Source organism: Pseudoalteromonas sp. TP27 (assembly GCF_056470645.1).
Map to the genome: position 1 here is coordinate 1 of NZ_JARDAK010000017.1, position 24,497 is coordinate 24,497.

The 24,497-nt window shown below is 36.5% G+C and carries 24 protein-coding genes; 12 read left to right on the forward strand and 12 right to left on the reverse strand.

The window, feature by feature from the left end:
• Positions 1-134 precede the first annotated feature (134 nt).
• Complete coding sequence (locus PX700_RS16725; protein ID WP_479521338.1) at positions 135-2,657, reverse strand: P-loop NTPase fold protein; 2,523 nt, start codon at positions 2,655-2,657, stop codon at positions 135-137.
• 1,029 nt (positions 2,658-3,686) lie between these two features.
• Between PX700_RS16725 and PX700_RS16730 the strand changes: the two genes are divergently transcribed.
• The 3 genes from PX700_RS16730 to PX700_RS16740 all read left to right on the forward strand — a co-directional run bounded on the left by PX700_RS16730 (position 3,687) and on the right by PX700_RS16740 (position 5,499).
• Entirely contained in the window at positions 3,687-4,208 is a 522-nt protein-coding gene (locus PX700_RS16730; RefSeq protein WP_479521339.1) for a hypothetical protein, read from the forward strand.
• A gap of 154 nt (positions 4,209-4,362) precedes the next feature.
• On the forward strand, positions 4,363-5,004 hold the full coding sequence (locus tag PX700_RS16735) for a hypothetical protein (protein ID WP_479521340.1): 642 nt from the start codon (positions 4,363-4,365) through the stop codon (positions 5,002-5,004).
• 153 nt (positions 5,005-5,157) lie between these two features.
• Positions 5,158-5,499: a hypothetical protein gene (locus tag PX700_RS16740; RefSeq protein WP_479521341.1), complete on the forward strand. Its 342-nt coding sequence runs from the start codon at positions 5,158-5,160 to the stop codon at positions 5,497-5,499.
• Between the two features lie 250 nt (positions 5,500-5,749).
• On the opposite strand, the gene PX700_RS16745 is transcribed toward PX700_RS16740, so the two are convergent.
• The 4 genes from PX700_RS16745 to PX700_RS16760 all read right to left on the reverse strand — a co-directional run bounded on the left by PX700_RS16745 (position 5,750) and on the right by PX700_RS16760 (position 8,747).
• Positions 5,750-6,898 carry a hypothetical protein gene (locus PX700_RS16745; protein ID WP_479521342.1) on the reverse strand — a complete coding sequence of 383 codons (1,149 nt, stop codon included), beginning with the start codon at positions 6,896-6,898 and terminating at the stop codon, positions 5,750-5,752.
• A gap of 279 nt (positions 6,899-7,177) precedes the next feature.
• Positions 7,178-7,486: a hypothetical protein gene (locus tag PX700_RS16750; RefSeq protein WP_479521343.1), complete on the reverse strand. Its 309-nt coding sequence runs from the start codon at positions 7,484-7,486 to the stop codon at positions 7,178-7,180.
• A gap of 389 nt (positions 7,487-7,875) precedes the next feature.
• Positions 7,876-8,121: a DUF4235 domain-containing protein gene (locus PX700_RS16755; RefSeq protein ID WP_024593336.1), complete on the reverse strand. Its 246-nt coding sequence runs from the start codon at positions 8,119-8,121 to the stop codon at positions 7,876-7,878.
• Positions 8,122-8,363: 242 nt separating this feature from the next.
• Positions 8,364-8,747, reverse strand: coding sequence for a hypothetical protein (locus PX700_RS16760; protein ID WP_479521344.1), 384 nt, complete (start codon positions 8,745-8,747; stop codon positions 8,364-8,366).
• A gap of 459 nt (positions 8,748-9,206) precedes the next feature.
• On the opposite strand from PX700_RS16760, the gene PX700_RS16765 reads away from it, so the two are divergent.
• From PX700_RS16765 to PX700_RS16780, 4 genes are all read left to right on the forward strand, one after another.
• On the forward strand, positions 9,207-9,512 hold the full coding sequence (locus PX700_RS16765; RefSeq protein ID WP_166377973.1) for a helix-turn-helix domain-containing protein: 306 nt from the start codon (positions 9,207-9,209) through the stop codon (positions 9,510-9,512).
• Positions 9,502-10,812 carry a type II toxin-antitoxin system HipA family toxin gene (locus PX700_RS16770; RefSeq protein WP_415636654.1) on the forward strand — a complete coding sequence of 437 codons (1,311 nt, stop codon included), beginning with the start codon at positions 9,502-9,504 and terminating at the stop codon, positions 10,810-10,812. Before PX700_RS16765 ends, PX700_RS16770 begins: the two co-directional genes overlap by 11 nt.
• 254 nt (positions 10,813-11,066) lie before the next feature.
• Positions 11,067-11,561, forward strand: coding sequence for a hypothetical protein (locus tag PX700_RS16775; RefSeq protein ID WP_166377977.1), 495 nt, complete (start codon positions 11,067-11,069; stop codon positions 11,559-11,561).
• Between the two features lie 164 nt (positions 11,562-11,725).
• Entirely contained in the window at positions 11,726-12,322 is a 597-nt protein-coding gene (locus PX700_RS16780) for an acyl carrier protein phosphodiesterase (RefSeq protein ID WP_415636653.1), read from the forward strand.
• Positions 12,323-12,731: 409 nt separating this feature from the next.
• Here the strand turns inward: PX700_RS16780 and PX700_RS16785 are convergent, their stop codons facing one another.
• Complete coding sequence (locus PX700_RS16785) at positions 12,732-13,208, reverse strand: YqhA family protein (RefSeq protein ID WP_007581432.1); 477 nt, start codon at positions 13,206-13,208, stop codon at positions 12,732-12,734.
• A gap of 144 nt (positions 13,209-13,352) precedes the next feature.
• Here PX700_RS16785 and PX700_RS16790 point away from each other — a divergent pair, with 144 nt between their 5' ends.
• Positions 13,353-13,694 (forward strand): YajD family HNH nuclease, encoded by a 342-nt coding sequence (locus PX700_RS16790; RefSeq protein ID WP_166421284.1) that lies wholly within the window; start codon positions 13,353-13,355, stop codon positions 13,692-13,694.
• 70 nt (positions 13,695-13,764) lie between these two features.
• Here PX700_RS16790 and PX700_RS16795 read toward each other — a convergent pair whose 3' ends face one another.
• Together PX700_RS16795 and PX700_RS16800 are read right to left on the reverse strand one after the other, a co-directional pair.
• The gene (locus PX700_RS16795) at positions 13,765-15,123 is read right to left on the reverse strand and encodes a serine hydrolase domain-containing protein (RefSeq protein WP_479521345.1); all 1,359 of its coding nucleotides are present in this window, start codon (positions 15,121-15,123) and stop codon (positions 13,765-13,767) included.
• Positions 15,124-15,332: 209 nt separating this feature from the next.
• Entirely contained in the window at positions 15,333-17,513 is a 2,181-nt protein-coding gene (locus PX700_RS16800; protein ID WP_479521346.1) for a GAF domain-containing hybrid sensor histidine kinase/response regulator, read from the reverse strand.
• 374 nt (positions 17,514-17,887) lie between these two features.
• Between PX700_RS16800 and PX700_RS16805 the strand changes: the two genes are divergently transcribed.
• Complete coding sequence (locus PX700_RS16805) at positions 17,888-18,565, forward strand: glutathione S-transferase family protein (RefSeq protein ID WP_479521347.1); 678 nt, start codon at positions 17,888-17,890, stop codon at positions 18,563-18,565.
• A 215-nt stretch (positions 18,566-18,780) separates the two neighbouring features.
• On the opposite strand, the gene PX700_RS16810 is transcribed toward PX700_RS16805, so the two are convergent.
• The gene (locus tag PX700_RS16810) at positions 18,781-20,520 is read right to left on the reverse strand and encodes a SulP family inorganic anion transporter (protein WP_479521348.1); all 1,740 of its coding nucleotides are present in this window, start codon (positions 20,518-20,520) and stop codon (positions 18,781-18,783) included.
• A gap of 585 nt (positions 20,521-21,105) precedes the next feature.
• On the opposite strand from PX700_RS16810, the gene PX700_RS16815 reads away from it, so the two are divergent.
• Complete coding sequence (locus PX700_RS16815; RefSeq protein WP_479521349.1) at positions 21,106-21,672, forward strand: DUF4879 domain-containing protein; 567 nt, start codon at positions 21,106-21,108, stop codon at positions 21,670-21,672.
• A gap of 36 nt (positions 21,673-21,708) precedes the next feature.
• Here the strand turns inward: PX700_RS16815 and PX700_RS16820 are convergent, their stop codons facing one another.
• Complete coding sequence (locus tag PX700_RS16820; RefSeq protein WP_415636646.1) at positions 21,709-22,110, reverse strand: hypothetical protein; 402 nt, start codon at positions 22,108-22,110, stop codon at positions 21,709-21,711.
• Positions 22,111-22,214: 104 nt separating this feature from the next.
• On the reverse strand, positions 22,215-22,592 hold the full coding sequence (locus PX700_RS16825) for a hypothetical protein (RefSeq protein WP_479521350.1): 378 nt from the start codon (positions 22,590-22,592) through the stop codon (positions 22,215-22,217).
• 276 nt (positions 22,593-22,868) lie between these two features.
• Between PX700_RS16825 and PX700_RS16830 the strand changes: the two genes are divergently transcribed.
• A complete protein-coding gene (locus tag PX700_RS16830) occupies positions 22,869-23,111 on the forward strand; it encodes a type II toxin-antitoxin system RelB/DinJ family antitoxin (protein WP_479521351.1) in 243 nt (80 codons plus the stop codon).
• On the forward strand, positions 23,101-23,385 hold the full coding sequence (locus PX700_RS16835) for a type II toxin-antitoxin system RelE family toxin (protein WP_479521352.1): 285 nt from the start codon (positions 23,101-23,103) through the stop codon (positions 23,383-23,385). Before PX700_RS16830 ends, PX700_RS16835 begins: the two co-directional genes overlap by 11 nt.
• Here PX700_RS16835 and PX700_RS16840 read toward each other — a convergent pair whose 3' ends face one another.
• Positions 23,386-24,099 carry a replication initiation protein gene (locus tag PX700_RS16840; RefSeq protein ID WP_479521353.1) on the reverse strand — a complete coding sequence of 238 codons (714 nt, stop codon included), beginning with the start codon at positions 24,097-24,099 and terminating at the stop codon, positions 23,386-23,388.
• Positions 24,100-24,497: the final 398 nt, after the last annotated feature.

Sequence of the window (24,497 nt, forward strand, 5' to 3'; positions counted from 1 at the left end):
AACGCGAGGTTATAGATTTTCAGACTTAACTCTGCTGCAAGTAATCCATCTTTGAAGCTGGGTTACTCTCGGCATCCATGTCTTCACTTCCTCATACTGCGAAGCTGCGCTTATATTTTTAATTATACCTGTACTTACTTTTTTGAAGGATTAAAAACTAACTCGGCATTCTGAATTGCTTGTTTCTTTTCTTTATTAAAGCTGATTCGTATGTTTTGCATTAGATTAATTATTTCAGAATTAAAGATATCTTTTCTTTCTCTGAAACTAAGATTTTGAAATTCAGAATATAAGTAGTCTAGAAAAGATTCAGTTAGCTCGATCCTTTTTTTAACTCTGTTATATCTATCCTGTGGTGTTTTACCCAAAATTTTATTTAATTCTCCGTATAGACGATTCATTTTATCAAAGCTTTTCTTGTTACCAATTGGTGTATCGTAGAGTACTATTTCTAAGTATGGAAAAGTCATAACTAGATTTTCTAAATAGTATTTACCGGAACTTGTAACTCGGACATATTTGCTACTTTTCGTATCATCTTTTATTGAGGTTTCAGTTTCTATTATCCTTCTACGATTTAAATTACTAGTAATAGATAAAACAGTATCAGGTAATAAGCCTACAGAAGAGCAGTCACTGACCAAGTCCTCAATAGCTATATAACCTATGCCTACTTGTGATTTGATGCTTTTAGCATGAAGAATCCTACCTAATACAATAATCCTGTTGAAATTGGTTGTATCCGCAGATCCTGCAGTGTTAAATAAATTTAAAACATCACAGTTAGCTTCTGAGTAAGTTTCATGCTCCCGTAGTATTATTGCATTCAAAAATTCATGAAATGGAACGGGGAAATTACTTGGTTGGGGTTTTCTTTCATCCCTAATTATAGCAGCTAAGTTTGTATGGCCTGATACCATGAAAGCTGCGACCGTATCCAATGCTCTCCTTGTATCTCTTGCTGACATTGAGTCAATATAGTTAATGTAGCGCTTATCAGTTCCTAGTAAAGTCGCGACTAAGCGGTCAAAAACCCTTAATAATTCAACTTTAGATACTTCAAAGTCAGTGCTAATTGACGATAAGATGTTTTTAAAGTCAACTTCTTCCAGTAAGTTTCTAGCATATTTAAATCTTTTCGATAGTACTTGCTCGAAAGTCGCAGGTTGCACATTATAGGCAGTTGTATGGAATGCATTTAAAGGGCCTGCATCTCTGGTTTTCCAGTAACTTTCTTCACGCATTGAAAGCAATGCATAACACCCTATTTCTGTAGAGAGCTTTTCTGAAATTAAGAAGATATCATTTTGAGTTTCAGGGTTTAGTTGATCGGCATTGTCAAAAATTAAAAAAACACTTCTGTTCAATCTATTAGAAGCTGTTTTTAGTAATTTTATTAAATGATTACCTGGTACTGAGGACATCCATTCATCAACTTTATCACCAAATTTTAGGTCGAATTCATTTTCATCTTTATTGAATAAAGGTGCGAATCGGCCTTTTTTCATTTTATTATATTCAGAATGATATACTTGCTTGAGAAATGTCCAATCATGTATTTCTAGATGATCATAATCTTCATTTAATGATTCTTCTATTTGTTTAAATACGAAATCGTCTAACGTTTCTCCAGTATCACTAAAGTGTTTAAAGTTTATATAAATCCATATTCCCTTGTCATCAATTTCCGATTTAGCTAACACCTTTCTAAACCTTTGGATAAAAGTGCTTTTTCCTACACCAACACTTCCCAATAGCAAGATTATCTCTTTATGATTAGTTTTACCTACTTGTAGTGATGTTAGAATTCTTTTTTGAAAATCACCAGCTTCTTTCTTACTAACAATGAGCGGTGATGTTTGAATATCAATAAATGGCGATTTTTTGTCTTGTTTTTTTGGTGAATCTACATAGCAATGTTCTAATATTTCTGAATCAGCTGTCTCTGATGCTAGATCTTGAAATACACGGTAAACAACCTCGCTTATGTAAGGATAAAGCGGGTTTCTATTTATATTTCTAGCTAGAGTTAAATGGTTAACATTTAAAGTATTGAAAGCTGAGGCTGAATCATGATCTTTTTTTGTAAGTCTCAAAGTTTCTTGTAGCTTGCCATTTTCGGAGCTTTCTTTTGATAGCAAACTACAGAAAAAATCAAAGTCTTTTTTTATGTCCTCAATCCCTCTAAAGATAATAGCTGAATGATCAATCCACTCAACACCTTGCTGGTTTTGAGAACGAAAGAAAACAAACTCTCTCCCATTAGTAACACAACAAAAGGATATACCTTTTGAAATTGCGTAATTTTTGGCTTGCAGCATAGCATCGACTAAAACCTTACAATTAGCTAATACCCCCCCAACTTTAAAGTATTTTTGAGATGTTGATTTAGGTAACTCAAATTTTATTGAGGACTTTTTAGCTTCAATTATCATAACCGGTAAATTGGTAGACAATTTATAATCAAGGTACGTACCCGATTCTCTGCAGCACTCTTCACGTTTTATATTTTCTTCTGACCATCCAAGGATGTCGATTAAGAGTCTATCTATGAGTTTGCTTCTTGTATCTGATTCAGATAGGTTTTCTAAATCACATTTAAAATCCATTTTCTTAAGTCGCGTTAATGCTGTATCTAAGTTCCATTTATTACTCATAACTTCTCTTATAGTATTGAAATAAAATAATATTTATAACTTAAACTAAAAGTTTTATTTAGGATAGTATTTAACCGAAAAAACTAGAAGAAAGAGGGTTAACCGAAGAAAACATCGTTTCAATATTGAAGGAGAACCAAAGGGGTCACCCATTAGAAAGTGCCGGTCAAGCAGAACGCTTTTTTCTTAATCTTTTTATTCAAAAACCAAGTGTTCTTATTATTTAACTCAATTTAAATATGACTATGCACCTAGTAATAACGTCGATTGATGTGAATATACACCATGGCTTGAATAAAGAACGCCATATGAGTTTAAGCGTTTTAATTGAGCATCATTGATGTTTAATTAAGGCTCTTGGCTTGCGTCTCGGTCATCGTTTAGCGCCAATACCAGCCTAAACTACAAATATCTTGAAATTATACTTTTAAGCTCTATAATTACGCGTAACAACACCCCTCCCGCTACCCGTAAGCTCAGCGCCCTGCGAGGGGTTAATTATTTCTATAGCATGATAAAAGGATTTAGCCTTCATGCAGTTCCCTAAAGCCCCCATAATAACTGTGCAGCAAGTCGACTTTCTATTAGAACCAAAGGCACTAAATTTTTATTACACATCAAATACCTAGCTTTTTAGTTTATTGTTCATAGAGTTAATTACTGTATCTAGACCACGGCGAATAGAATATGAGAATGCGTTTACCATGTGATTAACCGTGGGAGAGTGCGTGAGAAAATAAAGGGCAATGTTATTGCCCTTTTTTATGCGCTTAAATTGGTAGTTATAAACTATAGGGAAACCAAAGGGGTCACCCCCCTGTTGATTTTCTGACGAATCCAAGCATAAGATTATTTTCCTAGGATAAAAGATACTAGATGTGGCATAGGCTTTTTTTATGAGTTATTTACGTGTACTAGGTTATTAGGTACACTAATGTTGTATAAAAAATTAGCTGTCTGACCTAATGTAAATACCTCTATTTAGGTCTCAGGAAAATAAAATTATAAGTAAATGGAGTTTAAGTTCATATGGAAGTTCATTTTTATCCAGGTCAGGACCTTTTGGTTATAAAGCAAAATGGTTTGAAATTCGCTCAATTTGAAGCGATGGGAGGCCCTCCACAAATTGGTAATGATCCCAATATGGCCGAAGAGCCGACTACGGCAGGTCATTATATAATAGACAAAACAGAAGCTTATAGAACACCTACTTGGCCTACATCAAAACTAACTTGGGGTACTAAGTTGAAAGATATGCCTGCAAAAGGAGATATTTGGTATGCCTTACCAAGTGGTAAGTGGGGAAGTCTAAATCAGTTATATAAACTACCTGTACGTAGTGCGATTATGGAAATGCATAAAGAATTGTATGGAGAAGAGGTGGTACCTGACAAGTGGGTGTTCAATGATTTCGGGCCTACTGCTATTCGTTGGTTTAAAGATATTAATGGGAATAAAATACTTGATGGAAAAGAGCGTCTATCAGGGCAAATGTTTCACACTACGCCAGAGAACGAAGCCGAAAAAATAACAGGTTCAACAGTTCGATAGGTACCTTCACATGGGTGTATTCATTTAAAACCTAACGATAGAGATCGCTTATTCACCATAGGTGCTTTTAAAAGAGGCACTTCATTTACGGTACATAAATATCATGAACGTTATAAATCAAATTAATAAAAGTATCTGCATTTTATCAGTGACGATGAGTGCTTTTTTTTTATTTAGTAATAACCTGCTTGCTGCAAGTATGTACTTGCTGCCTAACGGTAATGAAGTATCTATTGAACTTGATAGCGTATCTACCGTTTTTGACTCAGATAATGGCTGGTTACTTGGAGGTTATAAAATAATAAATGGTAGTAACGCTTCATATGTAAGTTTTATTCCCTATAACAAGGATCCAATAAAATACTGGCCTTTAATAAGGGGTTATGTATCACAATTTTTCAAAGCTAATAATAACTTTTATGTTATTAGTTCAGCAGGAGATGCTCTTCAAATTGAAGACGATGGTCTAACCTCAACAGACTTTAAAGTTAAGCCTAAGTCTACAGTGGTAGCTGTAAAACCTTATTTAATTGCTTGCCATCCACGCGGGTGGGCAAAGCTTAGCTCTATGAATACAGGTAGTTGCTATAGGCTGGATGGTACATGGGACATTGAATTATCGTGGACTCAAATAAATATTCCACCAAAGCTGTGTAAGGGGAACTTAAAAGTATTAATAACAACCAATAAAAACCAAAATTGGGATGTTATAACCCTTGATACAGAAACAGGAAAAACGCTAACAAGTAAAAAAATAGCAAAACCAAAACATGAAATGTCGTTGTGTGAGCTATAGAAGTTAATAGGTTAAAATACTGTATCTATTTTTAATGACCTAATTATCTTGGATTTTGGCGTATTGAGCCCTTTGCTTTATGCGGGTTATAAAAAGGGCAATGTTATTGCCCTTTTTATGCCCTTTAACCCTATATTTAAAAAGGAATTTTAAATGATGCTTAGCTTTTTTCTAATCGCTTCGCTAAGTGCTGACTTTCATCTTGCTGGAAAAACTTCGGCAGGTTTAATACTTTGTGAAAATTTAAATAATAAAGCCACCCTCGAAAAAATAAAAGAATATAGCAAGTTACATAATGAGCTCAATAGTTATTTAAGCTCTGAGTTGGAGTCAAACTCTGATTTAAGTAATCGATTTTATAGTGCGCAGGTTGATTTTATTAATTCATTTGAAAATGCAGATAAAGATAAATCTTTAGATGAAAGCTTATTAACTAAAGAAAAGTGCCAAATACATATAAATAATGCAAATCAGTTGATAAGAAAGTTTCAGTGAAATGTTTTATCTCAGGCTTTTAATTCGATTATGAGTAATTATAGCATTCGGCAGAGGTCTTTCTTTCTGCTTTTTGTGATTAAGGAAAAATGCAAAACCAGCCGCTAGTAACTTTGTTTAAAAAAGAATTTGATGAAGAAGCTAAAAAGAGTATTTCTCCATCTAACTACCTAAAAGCTGATTTTCAGCTGGTTATAATAAAGGGCAATGTTATTGCCCTTTATTATGCGCTTAAATTGGTAGTTATAAACTATAGCGCCACTAAGCTTTGCTCTAGCATTGCCTTTATTTGTTTTACTATTTTAGCTTCTGTTTCAGGTTCGAATTGTTGTATACGTGGGGTATGAATATGTCCTGTAGGTATACTTGAATTAAGCGCATCGCGCAGGCGAATACTTCGGTACGATATTTCGTTAGACAAGTAACCACCGCCGCCGCCATTTACCGCAATACTATTTTTAAGCTCGCCGTACGAAGGCGCTTTATAGGTTTTTTCAAGCGTGGTGACTTCGTGATTGTCGATAACTTTATAAGGGCCTTTGGCTTGTTGCATGTAACTTACAGGCAAGCTAAATTTTACAAACTCGTTGCCCGGGAGTGGTCGGCCATTAAGCTTTGGTATTACTGGGCTTGTTTGCGTTCCACCAAACACAATATTGGCATTATCGGGGGCGGTTACACTGCGACGTTTACCCGGGAAGTGCTCTAAATCAAATTCTGTTCTGCCCATACTTACGGTTACTACCATGTCTACATTATTAAGTGCGTAGTAGGGGGCAAGTAGTGACTCTATTATACCTTGATCGAAGTCTTCGTAGCGTACAGGCACCATAACGGTATTAATTTCTGCGCTCACGCCGTTGTAATTAACAACTTGGCCGTCGAGTAATAATGCTGCAACACCTGAGGGGTTACTTTGGTTTATGTTTCTATCGAGTAAAAATGGGTCAAAGCCCGTAAGTAATATTTTTTTAGTGCTACCTGATGAAAAAGCAAGGTCGGTACGGCCTCTGCTGCCTTCCTCAAGTAGGGTTAGTAAAGTATTTAGTTGAGCCGGCGTAATTGAAAATTTAGGCGATGTTGTGCGTATTACTTTACTCGAAAGCAGGCGTGCCCAGTAAAGCTCTCGGTCGTCGTAGTTACTGGTTTTTACAATGCGTTGTTTTGCGTTTTCCCACAGTTCAAAGCTAAAGCTTTGTACTAATATTTTTGCACTTTTAAAGTCGTTTAATTCTTTAAATTGTTGCTCAAAAGCTGATACTTGTGGGGTGAATGCATTTAAAATATTTGGCATTGCCGATTGGGCTTTGTTGATACGCTGTTCTTCAACAGTTAAAGGATTACTTAAAGCAGCGAATGAAGAGGCAATTAAGCTGGTCGCTAATAATACTTTGATCATAATATTCCTAATATAGGGCTATTTTTTATATGTAATTTACTATCCTACGATTGTTAACTTAGAGCAACCAATTAACGTTGAATCGACTGATATTTGCTTTTGCCGAGTATTGGTATTGTTTAACAGGCCAATTAGCATTATCGGCTAATAAAAATCCCTGAGTCTAAATTGATCTTTATGGGTTCTACTTTAAGTTTTAATAAAAAGTAAAAAGCCGTAGCAGCAATGCAACGGCTTTTTTATGGCGTTAGCCCGAAGTAACCTTTGAACACCTTCGCTTTATTCATCAGGCCCTTTGAGCGTAAATTTTAAATGTTTACGCATATCTTTTAAAATAACGCCTTTTTTAAGCATTGCGCCGCTTAAACGCTTTTGCCATTTTAATAAATCAGGCTCTGCGGCTGCTAAGGCTTGCTCGTTTTCAAACTGAAAGCACAGCAGTAGTGTACTTGGAAATAAGTGATATTGAACATCAAACCAGCATTGCAGCATACCTGAGAGCTCAGCGCGGCCTTGTTCTTCTAATTTTTCAGCAGTATTGAGTACAAGTGCTTGCTGCTTTATTTGCACTGCAGAGAGTTTTTTCATTATTAAAATCCAAGTTAGCGGCTAATAAATGCAGCCGGAATGCAGGCATTATACGCAAGCTTGTGTGCAGGCAACAACTTTGAAAGGGAGTTAATGTTTAATAGAGTGTATCTGCTTAAAATTTAGGAGTGCATGCCGCAAGGCGCCTTGGCTTTTCTAACTTACGTAGGTCGGATAAGCGGCGCAGCCGTGCCATCCGACATTTCAAATTTTATTACAGAGCCTTAATTTGGATATTAATACTAACGTGTTTTTACTCAATGGTTAAATAACCTTGTTTGAGGTTTTTTTAAGTTGCTTGCGACAACTAAGGAGTAGCTGTCGCAAGCCATCTTTTGAGCCTCATCGTATTACGTTTAATACTTATAAGAGGTATCAATCGGGACGGTTTATTTAGATCGGCGCTTGTCTAGTACATAACGAACGGCCATTCTTGCAGCGCCCGCACCAATGCCCGAAACTACCGCCCATGTAACGGCCTCTTTAAGATCTGTTTCTTCGCTTGGTCTATCTTTTGGGGCTGGTTCGTTGGTAACCTTTTCCCACGATTTTTGTAAAGTTTTCCTTGTTAACATACCTGCAGATGCAGCGGCGAGACCTATACCTATCGTCGTAATTAGCTGTTTATTACTCATAATGTTCTCCTTTTTATAAATAACGGCAGCGTTATTTATGTGTAACTCTTTAAGTAAGAACAGTAGTACCAGCAATTTATATACCGATAGATGTTTGGGTAATAAGCACAGCTATATAAAAAACTCACTCAAAGTTTTACAAATTTAAGCGTAAAACTTTAAGCATAAAAATCTGAGTAAGATTACGGCAAGAGTCAGAGCGTTTAACTGAAAGAGTATTCGACTCACGCTTAGGAAGTTTATTAAGCGTGTGCTTCATTTCCTAGTAAGGCGTCAATGTAGGCGAGTTCTTCGCTAAAAATACCGTTCAAAAGAGCATTTTGCTCAATTATTACAGCGTCATTAGGTTGGGCTTTGTATTCTTGTTGGCATCTTGCAAGCTCGGTGGCTAGCCATTGGCAGGCGTTGTTAACTGTGTTTATTGCTGTTTTTAAGAATGATGACCATTTTATTTTTTGTAAATTAAAGCGATAAAGCGCGACAGCAATAATACTATAAGCCTGCTGCTCAGGTGTTGGCATGTTGTCAGAATTTATTGAAGTGCTGTTTAAAAGCTTGGTATTGACCATCGCTTGTTGCAGTGCAGCTTGCTGTGATTGACATAGAAAGTAGTTTTCGTAATCCATGGGTGGCCTATATCTGCTGATAGCAGGGCAATATAAAAAGGAAATTTAGCACAGTGTTTTACGATTCATGCGCACCGAAAAATGAGCCGTAGTGATAACAAAATTAGACTGACTCTTTACTGAATTAATAAAACACAATTGTAACTGGGTAGGGGGTTGAAGAGGGCAAGCGTCTTTGTTTTAACCTTTAAAGCACATGAAAAATAATGCTCTGTTGGTGTTTTTAATTTTTAGCCTTATTTTTAATGTTAGTTTGCTTTGGCATACTTTTTTTGATTAAGTTTGCTATTGTATACTTTGATTGTGGTTTTAATAGCTTATTTTACATTTGCATACTTTTTCTCATTTAAGTTTATTACAGTGTACTTTTTTGGTTTTCTATTTACTTTAGTGTATTATAATATACTTATTGTTATTTTAGTTCGCTTTAGCGAACTTGTGATTTAAGAGCTGAGTATAATGAGCAACTTATATAATTTGAAACAACAGGTTTTAACACTCTTAAAAGAAATAGAGCGGATAGAGTCCTTACAATCGAGCGATAGTGAAACCTTTCCTTTATCTGAGTTAAAGCAGCGTGTACATCAATATTGCAAAGAGAATGGCATCACTATAGATACTTTTTGCGAGCTTGCCACTATTAGTAAAGCGACGCTTTATAAAGCATATAACAGTCCAAAGTCGGCCAAGCGATCAACTATTGAATCTATTCTTAGCGTATTAGGAGACTATCAGTTACTGGTAGCAAGATGTAATGGAAATTAATCGTAGGGCGACAGTTTTTGCAAACAGTATTAGGGCAGGAGATCTGATTGAATATAGAGATCAGAGCCTATCGGGTAAAGAAGAATATATTTTTATTTACGATAGAAACTACCTCATTAGTGGCGATCCAATAGGGCATCACTTTCCACTAAAAAGTGAACCATTTAGTTTTGATATTTTGCCTCCATTTTTTACAAACTTATTATCTGAAGGCTGGTTGCGTAAACATCATGCAGAAAAATCAAGGCTAGATAAAAATGATGAATTTGGTTTATTGTGCGCTAATGGTAACGAGTTAATAGGAGCCATTTCCGTTGTTGCAGGTAAAGTAGCTACTTTAACAGGCCGTCAACCGGTTGCCGTTCCTATTCCTGCCTCTAAAACGCTGGTACAACAAGGGGTGACTATTATTGGCTCCCCTGATGACTTTAACGAATACGCTGTTGATCATGCTAATGGACAGTCGATATCGGGTGTGCAGCGTAAGCTACTCATGAAGTTAGAAGGTAAGCAGCTCATTCCTACTGGATCTGGAGGACAATATATTGTTAAACCAGCGCCAGAAGTTGCTCCTCATCTACCAGAAAACGAGTTTTTTATTATGCAATTAGCTAAAAAAGTTGGCTTTGATGTTGCCGATTGCGGACTTATTCCTTTTGAGTCTGGAGAGCTTGCGTATATAACTAAGCGCTTTGATATTATTGATGAACAGCAGCGTTATTTTATTGAAGATGGAGCGTCGCTATATCAAGTTCATCCGAAAAACAAAGATAGTGATGCATTGAGTTACGAGAACGTACTATTGAAGTTATCTCGTTGTGCAGGTAACAGTAAAGCCGTCACGCTCAAATTGTTTCTACAAGTTGTATTCAGTCACATTGTCGGTAACAACGATTTGCATTTAAAAAACTTTTCTATGCAAAGAAAACTTCATAAAAGTAATCGCATTATGGACTTAGTTACGCCCATGTACGATATGCTGAGCTTAGCACCTTACTCTACATTCGACAGAGCATGTTTTATGTCTTTTGGGGTACTTGCTATAGAAGAGGGTGACGAAGGTGACTTTAGTGATGCTTATAATATATTTGGATTTTATACTAAAGAAGATTTCGTTCAGCTTGGTGTAAATATAGGCTTACCTAAATTAATGGTTGAAAAGCAGATACAAGTGCTTAAAAGTAAAGTGCTTAAGGTAATCGAAGATGGCTTTCGTACGCAGATGCCTGAGCATATATATGAAGCTATTGTTAAACGTATTCGCGAGCGTTGTCGTACGTTAGAGTTGAGCTACCCTTAACTATTATTTTTAATTTTTTTGGTAAACACGGTAATAACCATTAACAAGAGGGTGATAAAAATCTCCCTTTATTTCGCAAGGCATTTTGTTTTTTGCAGGTAGGAGTTTTTTACAAAATTTAGCAACTTTTACTCTAATAATAAAAGGATTAGTTAGAGATTTTGTTTTATCTTATTGATTTAAGTTAATAATTTTTTTGGTTTGAGTTTTGCTTAGTAGTAAGTGTATTTTCTTAAATAAATAAAGGAGTTATTATGAGTACCGTTATTACTGGGTTATTCGAAAGTGCATCACAAGCAACACTCGCAATTTATAGATTAGAAGCTTTAGGTATTAATGAAGCTGATATAAGCATTGTAGCCAACGACTCATACGCAAAGGAAGATTTTGCTGTAGACGAAGGTACTAAAGCTTCTGAAGGCGGCCTTATTGGCGCGGCTTCGGGTGGTATTCTTGCTGCAATTATTGGCGGTTTCACTGCCGTAGGGACTGTAGCAACAGGCGGTACGGGCTTATTAGTTGCCGGACCATTAGTCGCTGCATTTGCTGCTGGTGGCGCAGGCGCTGCAGTAGGTGGTACTTTAGGTGCTGCAATTGGTGCGTTTATCCCTGAGCACGAAATTAAGTATTATGAAGATGCCATTGAAAAAGGCTCTATATTAGTTGGTGTTAAGTACGATAGTGATAATAAAAACGCTATTGAAGAAATACTTAACAACGCAGGCGCAAGTAACGTTTCTACGGCGTAGCACCGGCTAGTTAATTAAAAACTATTTATTAGTTAATAAAAAAGGTGAAACTTAGTTTCACCTTTTTTATGCTATTTTTTTGATTAGGCATAAAATCTAACTTTAAGTAGCGCTTACAATTAAGTTATTATTTTAACTGTATTAATACCAAACCCGAGAATACTTTGAATTATTTAGCTCACCTTTATTTAGCACAACCTACAGCCGATTCTCACTTTGGGAACTTGTTGGGTGACTTTGGTGGTAAAAGGCACGTAGATCAATTGCCAAATGCGGTTATAAATGGGCTCGATAACCATTATTTAGTCGATAGATTTACCGACTCCCACCGCGCAGTAAAACACGCTAAACAGTACTTTTCACCCGAGCGTAAGCGCTTTGCTGCTGTGGCTATTGATGTGGTGTTTGATCATTTTTTAATTGTGCATTGGCAACGATTTAGCAAGCAACCTTTAAGTGATTTTAAGTACAGCAGTTATCAGCTTTTAAATAACCGTATACCTGTTATGCCACAACGAATGCAGCATGTTGTAACAAGCATGACTAAAAACGATTGGTTTAAAGAATACGAAACCGTTGAGGGAATAGGGTTAGCGCTCGATAACATAGCCAAGCGCATTCGCTTTGCTAACACTTTTGCGGGCGCTGCTGATGATATAGCGCGCAACTACGACGAACTAGAGGCTACTTTTTTAGAATTCTTCCCAGAGCTAGTTAAGCATGTAAGTGAGTTTGCTCTTGAAGGTAGTAACAAAGGTTAGGGTAGAAGTATTGTTTGGTGTCTATATATATCTTTTTATAGTTTGGAGGTTAAGTAATTATAACCGCTTATAATTACTTAAAATCAATATGTTTAGTTAGGGCGTGTTGATCTTTGGTGGGTGAACTTGCAGCAGTATGTTTGGTTTTTAGGCAAGGCGGAGCCTATGTAGTGTGGTTATTCCCCATGAATAGGCGATAACGCAGCATAAATACCAAACATGCGCTGCCCTTTGGGTTCTTTCTAGGGACGATTAACTCTTTGTTGCCTACATGGATGTCGGTAAGGGGCGTGAGCAGGACGCGGAAGCTTTGCTCGGTTTTTACTTAGCCCACTAGGTTACAAACCTCGCGCCGCGATTAAATCGCCCCTAGATTGAACAAATTTCAATCCACAAAGATCAACACGCCCTAGTCTTTCATTGAGCGCCATGCAAATGTAGATGCTGCAATAACGATCGCAATGGCAATACCTAAATAGAGTGTCTCTATTGTGCCGCCGAACTCAACTGCGTGCTCTAAAAACAATATTACCAGTACCACTGAGGTTACTTGTACTAGGGTTATTTTTAAATCGTGAAAGTCTTTAATATTAAAAGCAGCTAAAAATTTACTTTCCTCAGGCTTAGATGGTGTTATAAATAGTCGGTACAAGCTAATAGCAATCACTTGTAAGGTAATTCCGATTAGTAGCAAATCAAGAATTTTCAGTAGTTCAACTATTAGGGCTTTACCGGCTTTAGCTGAATCAGGCAGGTCAAATAGCGTTGTTATTACTATATTAGCTACAATATTAATGCATGAAACATAAACGAGTAATGATGATATTGCAGCGGTAATAACGGCGATTACAACCAAAAACCGACTTGTTTGGAATATATTTTCCATGTTGCTCAACTTTATAATTAGACCTGACTTATACGAAACGTAGCTTAAGTTAGATCCCTTACGAACTTTTTACTTTTATATTTGCTTTAACATATTGGCTATTTACTTGTTAAGCATAGAAATAACAAATTTAACTGGAATATTATGAGTAAGAATCTTAATGAACCTCAGGCTTACGTGAAGCAAGAAGAAGGTTACCGAATAAAAGCTTTAAGACTGTACCCTTGGGTATGTGGGCGTTGTGCTCGTGAATTTGAGTACTCTAATTTGCGTGAGTTAACGGTGCATCATGTTGATCACAATCACAGTAATAATCCTGAGGATGGCAGTAACTGGGAATTATTGTGTATTTATTGCCACGATAATGAGCACAATAAATATCACGAACACATTATGTATGGCGGGTCGACCACAGAGCGAAAAGTAGAGGCTGCAACGCATTCTCCATTTGCCGATTTAAAAGCAATGCTAAATAAATCAAAGTGATGCTTGAGCTAGCTTTATAATAAGACCGAAGTACTTAGTATTTCGGTCTTGAATTTATATAAATCTATTACTAAATTTTAATCGCCTCAGTAGGGATTATTGATAACCCACTAAAGTACTTCATTACTAATTGCCCTTGGCTGTTTTTTTCTATTATTAAGTAGTCATTTGAATTTGTGTAGTAAAAGCTATTTTTAGACATCGTAATAAGTTTTGTTTTATCGCCACCAGTGCGCTGTGAGTACAAAGTATTATTTTCAAAAATTAGGCTGCGTAAAGTGCTTTTATCAATTCGGTAATCTCCTAATACAGGTGTGAGTTGTTGCGCTGTTACATCGGCTTTTTTAAACTCAGGCAGTGCAATACCAAGCGCTTTAGCGGTGAGTTTTTCGTTGATAAAAATAGGGTTTATGTGGTTTGAATTAGCCAGTACAGCTACATATAGCTTTTGCTCTGGAATATAGCGTGCGTGCGCTAAAAAGCCATTTATTCCACCTGTGTGTTTAATTACAGTGTATTCATTCAAAGGCTTAATAATTAATCCATAACCGTAGGATGAAAAGCTGCCGTCGTTGAGTTTAAAAGAGCTGATCATTTTTTCATAACTTGGTTTACTAATTAGCTTGCCAGATGATAACGCACTAAACCAAATGTTTAAGTCGGTTGGGGTAGATATAAGCGCCCCTGCGGCATAGGGCCAATCCATATTAATGTAGCTGGTGTTGATAAAACCTTGCTCTGTTTGCTCATACCCTGATGCACGATGGGCAACAAGTTCTTGTCCTTCGTAACTGCTTTGAGTCATCCCTAGTTTTTTAAATATATTTTGTTCAATAAAGTCTTTATAAGATTGCCCACTCGCTACTTCAATTATTTTACCAAGCAGTGAATAACCGGTATTTGAATAAGCCATCGCTTCGCCAGGTTTAAATACCATTGGGTGCTTGGCAAAACGCGCTAGTGTATCGTCAACGCTGGTGGGTACTTGTATTTCTTTATCGAATAGGTCGTCGTCATCTGTGTAGTTGGCTATGCCCGATGTATGGGTTAATAAGTTTTCGATAGTGACAAGGTTGCCCTCAGTAGGAAAGCTTGCAACATATTTATGAATATCATCTGAGATTGATAACTTACCTTGCTCTTGTAGCATCATAATTGCAGCGGCAGTAAATTGCTTTGAAATAGAACCTAAACGTAAAACGCTGTGCTCGTTAAGTGCAATATTATGCTCAAGGTTGGCAAGCCCGCGCGATCCTTTAAAAAGTACTTTGCCATTTTTGCTAATAATTACCGATACCCCTGGCTCGTTTTCAGCAAGGTTATCGTTAAGAATTTGCTGATACTGCAAAGCTGTTGGCTCTGCTTTTACAAAGTTAGGTATTAATAGCGAGAGGGCTAACAAACAGCTAGCGTAAAATGGCTTAATCATATTCATCCTTTCATTTTACCAAACCGATGAATTGGCTTAGTGTCCCTTATGTATAAAGCGAGTAGCAACTTTAGCTAATATGGCTCTTCATTGGCTTAATATTACACAGCCTAAAAGTAAACGCAATGGATGTGAATAACTGCAAGAAGGCTGAATTTATTTAGGTGCATTTAAATAGCAAGTTAATGCTTTGGCTTATATTTTAGTCGCTACGATGATTTAAGCTGCTTAGATAAAAATAAGGTTGTTACATCAGCTATTTTAATAAGTGACTGTTTATCTGCGTGGCTCCAAGATACTTTGGAGCTTACCCTCTCGCAGCAAATAACCCCTAACGGTTTATTATTAATGAAGTAAATATAATCAAGCAAAGAGTAAATGTTTGAAGGTTCAAAATATACTTTAGTGAAGTCTTTAGTGATTTCATGGTTTCTTGCATCGGATGCATCTAATACTTTGTTATCTAAAATGTAGTTAAAGTACGCTGGAAAATCTTCAGTTTTTAAAACTGAACCATTTATTATTTTATCGTTTTCATCAAGGCAAATTAAACTATTTATGGCTGTAAAGTCGTGGTTAAATAACCAAAGGCTTACACGATTTGCATGCGGAATTAATTTTTTCAGCTCAGTACATATTTGTTTTAATTTATCCTCACTTGTAATATTGGGATTACTTATTTTAGCTGCTAAATTTGTAAGGTTTGTATTTTTTGGATTGTAAACATTAAGCAAACTATTTAAATATTCTTTATTAAAGGGCTTAGTTAAATAGCCATCCATACCAATGTCTAAATAATGCTCAATATCCTCTTTCATGGTGTTGGCTGTCATGGCAATAATAGGTGTTAGCTTACCATTTTGTTGTGATCTAATTATTTTTGTGGCTTGAACCCCATCCATTACTGGCATTTGAATATCCATAAAAACTAAATCAACAGAGTGAGCGTTAAAGTAATTAACGCACTCTTTACCATTTTTAGTAAGTACCACGCGTACATTATGTACTTGTAGCATTTTACTTATTACGAGTTGATTTACTTGGTTATCTTCAGCAATCAAAATAGTACAGCCTTGTAAATCAGTGATTTCTTTCTCTTGCTTTACTAATCCACCGACGACTGATGTTTCAAAGCTTTGTTGGTAAGTAAATATAGAGCCTTCGGCTTCTTTACTTGAGAAGTTAATTTTGCCATTCATCAATTCACTTAGCTTAGTACAAATAGAGAGACCAAGGCCGGTGCCTCCATATTTTCGCGATGTAGACGAGTCGGCTTGATGAAATTCTTGAAATAACTTGCGTTGTGCAGCTTTGCTAATGCCAATACCTGTGTCAATAACCTCAAACACAATATGTTGCGTATTTAGGGAGCAACTTTGCACGGTAACATTGAGTTCTACTCGACCTTGCGGTGTAAATTTAATCGCATTCGAACATAAATTATTTAAGATTTGAGCGATTCTGACCGGATCACCTTTCAAGGCTGTAGCTATTTTTTTGTCTATAGATGAAATAAATATTATGTTTTTATTTGAGGCTTGCTTTATAAGAGGGGCAATTACATTGTTAATGGTTTCAGTTAGGCTAAAGTCAATATTCTCGATATTTAATTTACCAGCTTCAATTTTAGAAAAGTCTAAAATGTCATTTACAATATTTGAAAGCATATCTGCAGAGGTTAAAATACTTTTTAAGGCTTTGTCTTTTTCTATATTTGAGGTTTCTGTTAATCCAAGCTCGGCCAAGTTTAAAATCCCATGCAATGGGGTTCTTAACTCGTGCGACATATTGGCTAAAAAACGACCCTTTAGAGTATTGGCCGTATCAGCTTCTTTTTTTAGTTCTTCGAGTTTTTTATTATGTATTTTTTGTCGTTCTAATGCGGCGGTCAGTCTTCTATTGTTTAATCTAAGTTCGAGCTGTGCGATAACTTCTTTACCAAGTATGGTCAGCGCATTTATTTGTCTTTGAGTTAGTTTTTTTTGTTTATCGCTAATAACACATAATGTACCAATAGTGCTGCCATCAGGTGTTATTAAAGGCGTGCCTGCATAAAATCGAATATTAGGATTGTCAGTTACTAAAGGGTTATCATAAAATCGCTCATCAAGAAGTGCGTTTTGTATTTCAAACACGTGGTCTTGAAGTATTGCATGAGAGCAAAATGCGATATCTCTGTTGGTGTAGTCTACATCAATGCCATACTTCGACTTGAACCATTGCCTTTGTGGATCAATTAGGCTTATAAGCGATATGGGGGCTTCACAAATATCAGAGGCAAGTTGAGTTAAATCATCAAATACTTTTTCGGTTTTAGTATCCAGTATCTCATACTCATACAAAGCTTTTAATCTAGACTCTTCGTCTTCTGGAATTTGTGCTTTTATCATAGTATCTCTCAATATTTATATAGGTTTACTATAAGAGTTATTCAATAATTATAGCAACTTTTTGTATATATTATTTTTAGAAATAGACTGCGTCTTCTTTGTTTTGTTTATTACCTATTATTTAGCGTATATTGTTGAATTTTTTAATATCAGTAGTGTATTTAATACAATTTTTATATCGGTTATCGTTATTTTAAACAACCTTAGTAGAGCCGTGAGATAGCCGGTATATAGATGTATTGCTTTTTCTCATGCTAATGCGAAAAGCCAAAACTATAATTGTAAGTAACTACTCACGTTACTTATTCAAGGCTTAATTTGAACGTCTGCTCAAGCTGTGCTTTAATCATGTTTCAATTATAGAGGAACGCTACATGATTAAATTTTATTTTCACCATACTCCTAACCCAATGAAGGTTGCACTTTTTTTAGAAGAAACAGGCTTGCCGTTTGAACTAGTTCCTCTCGATACTTTAAAAGGTGAGCAACATACACCTGAATTTAAAGCAATTAACCCAAACGCTAAAGCGCCAGCCATTGTTGATGGTGAAACGCGTGTATTCGATTCGAATGCTATTTTAATGTACCTTTCTGAAAAATATGGAAAGCTTGAAGGAAAACCAGATGACCGCGCTGAAATGTTGTCGTGGTTAATGTTTATCGCATCTGGTTTGGGGCCGTATTCAGGGCAAAGTGTACACTTTAGACACATGGCGCCAGAAGGGCTTGATTACGCAGTTAATCGTTATTTACGTGAAGCGCAGCGCCATTACGAAGTACTTGATACGCACCTTGAAGGTCGTGACTTTATTGTGGGTGATACGTATACCATTACTGATGTTTCTGCTTGGGGCTGGATTGATAAAGCACCGGTTGTATTAGGTGAAGAGGGCTTAGCGCCTTACCCAAATCTTAAGCGTTGGTTTGAAAGCATTAATAACCGCCCAGCAGTTGCACGTGCACGCGCAATTGGCACTGACATCGAATTTAAAAAAGAGTTTGATGAAGACGCTAAAAAAGCGTTTTTCCCTTCAAACTATCCAAAAGTATAAAAGCACTCAATACTAATACCAATTCCATTAAGTATGTGATCTAAATTTTACACCGAAAAAATAATTCAGTTCTAGGCGTAAATTGATGTAAATGGTTGTTCCCTTTGCGAAATTTACAACAAAGAAATGGGTTGTTTTAGCAAGTAAAATAGATCAGCTATTTATTGGAATTGGTATAAACAGCAGATCAGTTAGCTGATCTGCTGTTTAGTATTTTATTGCTGTGTTAGCACTTCTTTATTTTCATCTGCCACGAATAAATTAACTTCCTCTGTGTGCTGGCTTACGCTATTTCTTTTTAGGGCGATGTATAGGTCTGAGTGAATGTATATACCCTCTGTTCCTGACTTCATTCCTGCAATATCAAACCATGAGAGCAGCTGGCGTTTTCTGCCTGCAAGTTCAAGCCTTATATCGCGCTTTTTAAATATAACGTCGAGATCGGCAAGCATGGCCATTACACTTAAATCTAAGTGAGTAAAGCAGGGCACAGCGTCAATTATTACACATTGTGTATCGTCTTTTTGTCTTGCGTATTGTTCTAGTAATCTGCGTTTAAAATAGCTGGCATTAAAGTAAGTTAAAGGTGAATTAAAGCGGTAAATAAACACGCCTTGCACTGCTTTTGCTTTATCTGTGGCGTCTAAACTTCTTACTACGCCTTTAATATCTACGCCGAGAATATTGTCGGTTGGGCGCATAACAGTGCGAATAAATTGAAATAACCCTAGTAATACAGCAAGTGTGATCCCTGGTATAACGCCAATAAATAACACCGCAAGTAAGGTGGCTGAGGCGAGATAAAATGCCTGTTTATCTTTTCGTTTTAATTGCCAAACCGCTTTTAAATCGAGTAAGTGTACAGAGGCAATAATAAGTACAACACCTAGCGCGGCACTTGGAATAAATTCAAGGGGGGCTGTTAAAAATACAGCTATGACCGCAATAATAGATGCTGCTATTATTGATACTAACTGCGTTTTACCACCTGTTGCATCGTTAACAGCGGTGCGTGAGTCGGCGCCACTGACTGCAAAACCTTGCGAAAGAGCTGATGCTATATTTGCTATACCTAACGCTCTAAATTCTTTATCGGCGTCTATGTCGTAGCCATTTTTAGCGGCAAAACTGCGCGCTGTTAGCATCATACTTACAAAGCTAACAATGGCTAAGTTAAGTGCGGGTACTACTAGCTCTCGAATAATCCCTAAGTCAAAAACAGGGGTATTAAAAACAGGAAGCCCGCCAGTTACGGTGCCAATGGTTTTTATATCAAGCTGTTTTAAATCAAAAATCCATACCAAAAGCGCACCAAAGGCAATGGCGAACATAGACGCAGGCCACGTGGGTCTTATGCGTTTCATGGCAAAATAGACCGCCAGTGTAAACAAAGCCATGAGTAAGGTTGGGACATGTGTTTGCGCTAGGTATGTGGGCACACCACCTAGGCGTTCAAGTAAGTAGCGCTCGTCAAAAGTAAAGCCAAATACTTTAGAAAATTGACTCACAATAATAGTAATGGCTACGCCGTTTAGTAATCCCATTAAAATAGGTTTAGATAAAAAGTCGGCTAATACACCTAGCTTAAATTTACTGGCTATAAAGCACCAAAAGCCGGTCATAGCGGTCATGGTGACAACAAGTTGCCAATGTTTAAAACTGTCACCTGCAGCAAGAGGTGTTACTACTGCTGCAATAACGGCGCAGGTGGCGGCATCAGGGCCGACTATTAACTGTTTTGAAGTGCCAAAAAGTGCATATAACATCATTGGCAATATGCAAGAATATAACCCTACGGCAGCATTAACACCGGTTAGCTGTGCGTAAGCAATGGCAACAGGTAAAGCTACGGCAGCTACCGATAGCGCTGCTCTTACATCATCAGCAAACCATTGTCGCTCATAGTGCAGCAATGTATCTAAACCCGGCATAAAATTATATAAACGCGACAGCACTTCAGTATCCTTGCTAATAGTTACAACGTTTTGATAGTAAATTTAATATTCAAATAAGTATAGCTAGGTGGGAGTGTTTTTTACGTAATACCCACTGTATTGAATTAGTTATTTACTATAGCGATGGAAGGTTATTTAACTCGGTAGACGACCACCTTTAACTCGGTAGGCGACCACCTTTCAAATTTATTATTTATAATTTACAATTGCTTAACTAACATCCTAAGTCTTTTAAGTTATACATAAAGTCTTTAAAGGTAAAAGTAGAAGGAAAGTTTTCTATTAATTTAACTTCCCTAATTGCTGTAACCCAATTGATTATAAGTTTAATGAGTTAAGGTAGGGGAGTATTGCAGGATAGGGGCTTGCACCGTAACTGTGATACACCCTAATAGGAAACAATAAACTTTAGCGACTAAAATAAAGTTTCACCGGTGAAACTCAGTCGCTGGATGAAGGTCTTGTGTTCTATTTTCTGCTATCAGTTAATAAATATTAATTATTTATCACTACACTTTCGTTTTTCGATAATTCTAAAGTGTTGAGCTATAAATGCTTTTCAATTGATATTAAAAGGGAAATTAAATGACTTTAAAAACAACACTTCTTTCAACCATTCTTTTATCTACGTCTACCTTCTCAGGTCTCGCTTTAGCCGCTGATGTTGAAGCCGGTGTAGTTAAAAATGTAGTGAGCATTAGTGAGTATGATTCATTTGCTGCTAATCACCCTCTCGACTTATCTCAGCTCAGCATACACAAACAAACCGTTAAAGCTGCCGCTTCCGGTATTCAGTATTTTGAGGTGTACGCTGTTGGTTCAACTAATAAGGGTTTTGAGGATGATATACTTCCTAATCAAACAACTACGAATGAAGATCATGGAGGCTCTCAAATTAGAGTTGCGGTAATTCAATATGGTTATGGAAATATCAACAATGCTACATTTGGCGGGCAAAGTAAGTCTTTTACAGAGTCAGTATATCTATGCGGTACTTTAGGCGTTGATGTACATAACTGCAATCCGGGTGAAACAGTTACCGGTTGGCTTTATTATTTTGATTTTTATGGCCCACAACAAGGTAGTTTCTCAGTTTCATCAAACTCAACTTCGTCTCCTAGCTACTGGAGTGATTCAATTTATATTCAATAAATTTATAATGTTAAAGCATAAAGTAATACACTGTATTTATGCTTTAACATTGATTTTAGGAGACAATTGATACCCATCATATTCATGAAGTACATCAAGGAAGTCTGACCATTGTTTTTCTGATTTTGTATCTCCTATACTTTTTGCAAAATCTCGACTGTTTTTTATTTGAGCAATAAAGTCTTTACTCTCCACGCCAACGAATGAGCCGTTTTCAAATTTAAAGCTATCATATGGGAGAACAAGTAATCGACCATCACCAGTTTCTTTGATAAGTGCATTTAATTCATCCATGCCAATGTTGTGCATGTCTACAGTTCTTGATTCTGTATTTTTTCCTGTAACATCAGGCAATTCATTGCCGTCTTTTTGATTTTCTTTAGGTTGTTGAACTGATTGGTATTGACTGTAAATAGCTGTTTGATTGCCGATAATCATGATGAACATCCCTTTGCTAGTTTTAAGTGTATAAAGTAAGCAATAAAGATGCCGCTTTACAAAGGAAGGAGGTACATTAGAGTGTTCTAACTTATGATCTGAAGTTAAAATAAGGCTTTTAAATAAGTAATATTAAAATGAAATATAGGTATCGAGATTGATACAAAGATGAGGGATATAGAAATTAATATCCATTTCAATTTTTTGAGTTCTTTTAAGTGATTTGCATTTTTAAGCGACTCATTTAGCCGCTGAATATTTAGTTCAACTTCGCGCACTGTCTCCTGAGAGACGTGAGCTAAATTTTCAATACTAGCAACAGAGCTTTTTAAATTTCTCTCTGTTGCTAGTATGTGGGTATCAACGTTCTTACTTTCCAGTGATTTCTTCACATATTCAGATAAAGAAATACCTTCCTTTTGCGCTTCACTATTTAAAGACTCTTTTAATTTATCGTCAATTCGGATGCTTAGAATAGCCATTCTAAAATACCTCGGGTGTATACGGGTGTAAACAAAGCGTATACGCCTATTTTAAAAGGCGCAACAGGTTATTTTAGATGAAAACTGTGTATGACAAAATGAGATAATAGGCACGCCGTCGACTGTCGACAAATTACTACGTAATTTTCTACAGTCGCGTGCAAAGGGGATACCCCTTCAACCCCTTTTAAGCATTAGAATAAAAATAATAGCCCTTGCACTTTTATCTCAATTGAATACAATTAATGTATATACAATTGTAATTACAGGTGTGCTATGGGTACTATTAATATTCGTGTTGATGATGATTTGAAAGTGCGTTCTTATGCAGCATTAGAAAAGTTAGGTATAACTCCCTCTGAACTATTAAGACAAACATTAGAATATGTTGCACAAAGAGAAGCTTTACCATTCAAATCTGTGCTATTAACTAGTGACGACGAGGCGCTAATTGCTGTTGCAAAAGCCCGTTTAGCTGAACCAAAAATAGGGGTAAAGGTTTCGCTAAATGACCTATGAGTTAGAATTTGACCCTCGATCGCTCAAGGAGTGGCATAAATTAGGTGCAACCGTACGTGATCAATTCAAAAAGAAGTTGTCAGAAGTCTTAAAGCACCCTTGGATTGAAGCTAACCGACTAAGAGAGCTGCCAGATTGCTACAAAATTAAGCTGCGTAAAGCAGGGTATCGCTTGATATATCAAGTACAGGATGGAAAGGTTTTGATTCTTGTTTTGGCTATAGGGAAAAGAAACAAGTCAGAAGCTTACAACGATGCAGAGAAACGAGTTTAGCTAAAATCCCTCAAATTTCATTTGGTCATCTACTCGATAAGAGAACCTTAGCTTAGTTGCTTTACGTTGCTTCCTCTCGATGATTTCAACGCTTATATTCTTTATTTCGGTAGTGTCTTTAATCGTCTCTATACTTCGCTTTATGACAAGTTTATTCAAGTCTTTAAATAGAGGGTATGAGTAAAATTTTTCCTTGTTTTTTGTTGTGTATAGTCCTAGTTCGTCTTTTAGCTCATCGACACCTATTTCAAAATAGCGGTCTTTCTTTTCGCTTATTTTCTGGCGTAGGAGTTGATATAAGTTACTTGCGTTTGTGTCTTTTAGCCGTGTGCTCGAGATTAAAACTTGGGTGGTATATTTGCCCTCTATCATGCAAATATACGGCTTCATTTGACGGCTAAAGTTAATGTCTACGTAACCGTCACCGTCCTCATAGTCGCAGTATTCAGTGACGTTAAGCATACGAATACCTTTGCCGCTAGGTTTCCTCCAAGGCTTATCTCCAGAGCGTGGTATGGGTGGTAAAAGCTGATCTTTCGGAATCCCTATTATCTGTTTTTGTAAGTCCAGAGTCGCGGATTTTAGTTGCTCATAGGCTGTGTTCATTTCTAGCTTGGCTATTTTCGCGTATTCACTAGCATAAATTCGGAATACTTGGCCTTGCTTTACTATTTTTTTAGAGTCCAGATGAGCTATGGCCGTAAATAATACCAATCTGCTTATATACGGGGTCTATTTAACGTTAAGAAAATTACGCTAGAACTAGGCAAAAATTTTTGTATCTAGTTGTTCTAAATAAAAAATTTTTAACGACGTTATAGTGAAATTTAATTCGTTAAATTGATCAAAGATTTATGCAGATTGGTATAAAACACGCCTAGATGACAAGGGCATCTTAGTGTTTTGTTGATATCGGTCTTATGCCGAACTTTCGTTTTACTAGATGTGTTTACTAATTCCATAAGGGGTTTTCTTTATTTTTTGCGACCTCCTACAAGTTAAGGGATGGTTTACTTTTAGTTAATACCACCTTTATATTTTTATCCACAAGACTCGGTAGAATAATCATGTTTTTAATAAGGTTTGTATAATATAAAGCTACTTTATTATAG